This is a genomic window from Pelomonas sp. KK5, from assembly GCF_001984095.1.
Lineage (GTDB): Bacteria > Pseudomonadota > Gammaproteobacteria > Burkholderiales > Burkholderiaceae_C > KK5.
Genome location: NZ_LYVQ01000335.1, coordinates 1 through 4,976 on the forward strand (window position 1 = coordinate 1; position 4,976 = coordinate 4,976).

Sequence of the window (4,976 nt, forward strand, 5' to 3'; positions counted from 1 at the left end):
TGCAACGCGAACTTGACGACATCTTCGGCACGTCGGGGCTGCCCAACAGCATCCGCTCGGTCGCGAGCGGCACCATGCCGCAGGTCAACGTGGGGCGCACGCCCCAGAGCGTGGAGATCTTCGCCTTTGCGCCCGGCCTGGACGCCAGCAAGATCGAAGTCACACTGGACCGCGGCGTGCTGCGCCTGGCCGGCGAGCGCGTGCAGCCGGCCGCCAACGGCGAGCGCAGACGGTTCTATGCACGGGAACGCACCACCGGGCGCTTCGACCGCAGCCTCTCGCTGCCGGACGATGTCGACCCCGACCAGGTCACGGCCAGCTACCGCGACGGCGTGCTGCAGGTCAGCATCGGGCGCCGAGGAGCCACGCAACCCAAGCGCATCGCCATCCAGTAATCACCTTCATCGAGGAGCCGACATCATGAGCAAGGAGATCACCCAGAGCGAAAAGCAACAGACGGCCCTGGACAGTACCGCCAACGAACGCGCGGTCACACCGGCTGTCGACGTCTTCGAGGACGAGACTGGCATCACGCTGCTCGCCGACATGCCCGGCGTCCCCCGCGACCAGCTCGAGCTGCATGTGGAGGGTGACACCCTCCTCATCGAGGGACGGGTCCAGCCGCAGACGCCCAATGGCCTGGAGGCCATCTACGCCGAGCTGCGCGTGCCGCGCTGGCGGCGGAGCTTCACGCTCAGCCGCGAGCTCGACACGGCCAAGATCGAAGCGAACTTGAAGGACGGCGTGCTGACCTTGCGCATCCCCAAGCAGGCCCATGCGCAGCCCCGGCGCATCGCCGTCAACGCTGGTTGACTGGAGGGCCGAAACCATGACCAAGCTCGCAGTGCAGGGTGAAGCATGGCGCCGACCAGGCCTGGAAATGACGGAGTTCTGACATGAACCGGCTCACGACCTCGCGCCCTGATCAGACCGCGACGGCAACGGGCCGATGGGGTAGGCCTGGTAGCGCGCGCTCATTTGCCCGTCATGAGCAAATGCCCGCCTTGCTACAGCCTGCCTCGCTTCCCGCTGACCGCCGTCAGGCTTTGCGCGCCTGGCTGGCAGGCTCTGCGGCGCTGCGGCCGGAAGTGGCTCGGCAGTTGCTGGAACAGGCGGTCGACCGACGGCTATTTGTCGACGAACCGGCCCTGCACTGGCGGGCCGTGAAGGCACTCATCGCGGGTGTCTCCAACTGGGCGCAGATGGGTTTCCAACTTACGCTCGACTAGCAGCAGCGGTTCGTATTGCTTGTGCGCGCCGGGATGCTCGTCGCACTCGGCGCGCAGTTCTCCGACATTGAGGACCCAGATCATGGACCATACGCGAACATCCCGTGCTAACCACCACCGCCTGCAAGAAGGCCGACCCAATCGGCTCGGGGTCGATCATTTGCAGGCCTATCTTGTCGCGCGTGAAACCGTGCGACGTCTCAAGTGCTCGTCCAGCCCGTGCTTTGCGCATGATTGGCAGCCGGTAAGCAAGTCGGCGGACAAGCGTTGACGTGCCAGGAACGGAGTAAGCACGAGCGCAACAACGTCGATAGCACACCTCATATCCAGGGCGGGAGCCTGGCCCGACGAAAGTGCATCTGCCCCAGTGGCATGCCAGCGAGTGCCCTGTAGGCTGACTGATCATAATCAGTGGGAGGTGCGGGACAAACGATGACAACGCCCCCGAGCCGCCGCTCCGGGAAGAGCCACGATTCGAACCGCGCTCAACATCGCCCTACGCGTCAATGCTTGCTAGCTACCTCCGCGCAGCGCGGCTTCTTGTCGTCCGCTTTCTTCATCTCAGCCATCTGTTCCCAACGGACGTACTGATCCTGCAAACTGGCCTCGGTCTCACCGGGAATGACAACCTGGCGCCGTTTCTCGCCGTTCAACCAGAACGTGTACCAGTCCCCCTCGCCCCTGCACGGGGGCTGCGTGGGGGGAGCGCGGTGGGACGCCCGGCGCACAGGCTGCCTTCCACTAGCGGCGACGCAGCGTCGCAGCCGGTGTGCCAGCCCGCCTGGCGCATCCGGTTGCAGCGAAGGCGTTGCGATCCCCTGAGCAGCGGCGGCTCCGCGGCCGGCGTGCCAGGGAAGCGGAGCGGCTGGCGCGACGGTCGAGCCGGTGCGATCCGTTTACGAGCTCTTGGCTGCTGGGGTCAGGGCTTGTCTTCTGTTTCCTTGTCCAGGTCTTGCATTCGGCGGCCCGGCTCCGGGTCTGGCGGGCGGACGGGGTGGCGATCTGCCCAGCATCGCGCGCAGCGCGCTTGCTCGGCTGGGCAGTTCGCCAAGCGCACCTTGCACGCGCAGCGTGGAAATAAGGATGCGCGCTCCCCGGGAGCGGGTCGCGGGCCGCGAGGCCGCCCGCCTTGGGACGGCCTCCTTTCAAAGGCTCGTCAGACCAGTCGTGGTGGCACGGTCAGACCGTGGTCTCGCTCCCCTCGCTCCCCTCGCTCCCCTCGCTCCCCGCGCTCTCCACGCACTCTGGCCCAGTCTCCTGCACAGACCTCAGCGGCGCCGGCAGCCACCGATGGCCGACCAGGTCACGCTCCGCGACGCGGGCCAGTTCGCCCTTGCTGATGCCCTTGTAACGCGCCGCCGCCTCGGCACCGGCTGCCTCGGTGAACGCTCCGAGGATGACGTCCTTGGTCACGCGCGCAAAGTAGGTCGCCCGCCCTGCTTCCCACCAGTCGGCCATGTCCAGGCCGAGCAGCGCGCACAGCGGTTCGATCGATCCCGGCCGTTCGTCGGCATGCACGTCGTTGAGGTTCAGTGCGACGCACAGCGCCAGCAACTCCATCTTCTCACTCTGGGCCAGCGCGGCAAGCCAGGGCAGCAGCCGGTCGGGATCGCCGGGAATGCGTTCGCCCCAGCGCTGCCGCGTCTCGGACAGCACACCGGTCGCACGCGCTTCGGCCAGCGTGCTGCCGGCTTCCGGGGTGAGCCCTTCCTCGGGCGACGTGCAGGACAGCCGTACCGGCGTCCGCCCACGACCGTAGACGTCCAGCAGCAGCCGCTGCACGAGGCAATGCAGCAGCGCCGTGAGCGCGACATCCGGGCGATCCAGCATGGCGGCGCGCGCCGCCAGCGTGGATGCGCCGTCAGTTCCCGCATCAAGGCAGCCGAGTGCTTCGGCTTGGCGCGCGTGTTCGACACCGCGCCAGTGCCCTCGCCGCCTTCGTCCTCATGGCCGGACGCCGGACCCGTCCCGCGATCAGCCGGGCGAACCAGCCCGCGATGGATCTGCACGGCGCCATCGCGTCCCACGCAAACGATCGCGCCCGAGCGGGCCATCCCAGTCTCGTCGTAGCTGGACAGGCCTTCGACCAGGACGCGTAGCTGCGCCTGCATGTCCTCGCATTCCTGCTCCAGCCGGTCGGCTTCATCGGCGCTGGTTCCGTTGTCGCCTGTGGCATCGTCCACGTCCGCATCCGATGCGGCTTCCTGCGCGTGTTCCAGTTCGCGCTCCAATTCATCGATCCGGCGCTCCAGCGCCTTGCGCTCCTTGGCTTCCTTGCGCGTCATACCACGCGTGACCTTTGGGGCTCGGCCGAACTTGTAGAGTTCCAGCATGCTGGACCAAAGCGCGACCTCGACCCAGGACCAGCCCTCGGCGCGGACCTCGTCGGCGACGACATCCAGGCGCGCCTCTGCCAACTTGTCGAGCAGCGCGCTGTCCTGCAGATAGCCGTCGCCGTCTTCCGAGAACAGGTCGCGGCGCACGCTGCCGCCAGCCGCCTCGTAGGCCTCGATGCCGACGAACTTCGCCATCGCGTCGGTACTCGCGTCGACCTCCTCGGAGACGAACATCTGCCGCAGGCTGCGCGCGTCCCTGCACCACGCCGGCGCGGCATTCCATACCGCCAGTTGCTGCTCGGGATCGTCGCTCAGCGCCAGCGCCATCAGCTGCTCCATGTCGATGCCGTCGTCGCGGTACAGCTGGCGCAGTTCCGGATGCACATCCGCCAGCTTCAGGCGCCGCCGCACCGTCAGCGGCGAGGTGCCGAAACGCTGCGCGACTTCCTCGGCGCTGGCGCCGTCCTGCACCAGCCTCTGGAAGGCCTCGAACTCGTCCGCCGGGTGCATCGGCGCGCGGTGGTAGTTTTCTGCGAGGCTGGCCTCCGCAGCCTCCCGGGTCGGCTTCACACGGCACAGGATCGGCTCGTCCTTGCGAATGCGACGTTCAGCGGCCAGTTCGACCAGGGCGCGAAGGCGCCGGCCCCCGCCGACCACCTCGTAGCGCTGAACGCCCTGACCCTTGGCGCCAGTCTTCGCGCTGCCTTTCGCCTTGCTGCCGGACTCGGCGGGGCAGACGATCAGGTTCTGCAGCACGCCCTGAGCATCGATGGACGCCTTCAGGCCCTCGAGGCTCCCGGCGGAAGAGCGCCGCGCATTGCGCTGCGGCGAGGGCACCAGCAGCGAAAGGGGAATCGTCATCAGGTCGCCCGAGCGGGCGTCGATGGACGTGGTGACGGTTTGTGCATTCATTTGCGTTTTGGTTTGCATATTGGTTCTCCTGAATGGTTGGGGCAGTAGCTGACCGGACCTGCCCTCGATGAGCGCGGCCCGGACAGGCGTCGCTCAGTACTCGTTCGGCAGCAGCAGCGTCGTGACGCTGCGATCCGCCTCGGTGATGACCCAGACCTTGGTCTGGTCGGACAGCTCGTAGCTGGACAGCAAGCGTCCGCCCGTGGCGATGGCGAGCTGGTTCAGCGCCGTGTCCTAGGCGCACAGGGCACCGAAGTCGCCACGCAGATGACGCATGACCAGATCGAGACCATTAGTCAGCGTCTTCATCAGCGCACGCAGCGCTCCAGGTGTGCAGACGATGGCACCGGGCTGGAACAGGAAGGTGGTTTCGGCCATGGCATTCCCTTTCACGAAGTGAGTCGAAAGAGAGGTCGGCCTCCCGGCACGCATTGCTGGAAGATCCTCTCGCTCGCGCTCCTCGCACCCGCCCACGGGCGGGCGGGGGGTGGGCATGGCC

The 4,976-nt window shown here is 67.2% G+C and carries 5 protein-coding genes and 1 pseudogene; 3 read left to right on the plus strand and 3 right to left on the minus strand.

Annotated elements, in window-relative coordinates; all coding sequences use genetic code 11:
• From B0W88_RS29660 to B0W88_RS29670, 3 genes are all read left to right on the plus strand, one after another.
• On the plus strand, window positions 1-395 hold a 395-nt coding region (locus tag B0W88_RS29660; RefSeq protein ID WP_077038125.1), incomplete at its 5' end, for an Hsp20/alpha crystallin family protein.
• Window positions 396-420: 25 nt separating this feature from the next.
• Window positions 421-813, plus strand: coding sequence for an Hsp20/alpha crystallin family protein (locus B0W88_RS29665; protein WP_083749158.1), 393 nt, complete (start codon window positions 421-423; stop codon window positions 811-813).
• 83 nt (window positions 814-896) lie between these two features.
• Window positions 897-1,229, plus strand: a complete 333-nt coding sequence (locus B0W88_RS29670; RefSeq protein ID WP_144007059.1) for a hypothetical protein — start codon at window positions 897-899, stop codon at window positions 1,227-1,229.
• 1,179 nt (window positions 1,230-2,408) lie between these two features.
• Here B0W88_RS29670 and B0W88_RS33940 read toward each other — a convergent pair.
• The 3 genes and pseudogenes from B0W88_RS33940 to B0W88_RS35345 all read right to left on the minus strand — a co-directional run.
• Entirely contained in the window at window positions 2,409-2,789 is a 381-nt protein-coding gene (locus B0W88_RS33940) for a hypothetical protein (RefSeq protein WP_077038128.1), read from the minus strand.
• Window positions 2,759-4,495, minus strand: coding sequence for a ParB N-terminal domain-containing protein (locus B0W88_RS29685; protein WP_083749159.1), 1,737 nt, complete (start codon window positions 4,493-4,495; stop codon window positions 2,759-2,761). Before B0W88_RS29685 ends, B0W88_RS33940 begins: the two co-directional genes overlap by 31 nt.
• A 216-nt stretch (window positions 4,496-4,711) precedes the next feature.
• Window positions 4,712-4,976 (minus strand): annotated as a pseudogene (locus tag B0W88_RS35345) (hypothetical protein); the annotation flags it as partial.

Excerpts from the sequence above, each read along its gene's own strand:
- B0W88_RS29665 (WP_083749158.1), top strand. The coding sequence starts at position 421 with ATGAGCAAGGAGATCACCCAGAGCGAAAAGCAACAGACGGCCCTGGAC.
- B0W88_RS29670 (WP_144007059.1), top strand. The coding sequence starts at position 897 with ATGAACCGGCTCACGACCTCGCGCCCTGATCAGACCGCGACGGCAACG.
- B0W88_RS33940 (WP_077038128.1), bottom strand. The coding sequence starts at position 2,789 with ATGGAGTTGCTGGCGCTGTGCGTCGCACTGAACCTCAACGACGTGCAT.
- B0W88_RS29685 (WP_083749159.1), bottom strand. The coding sequence starts at position 4,495 with ATGCAAACCAAAACGCAAATGAATGCACAAACCGTCACCACGTCCATC.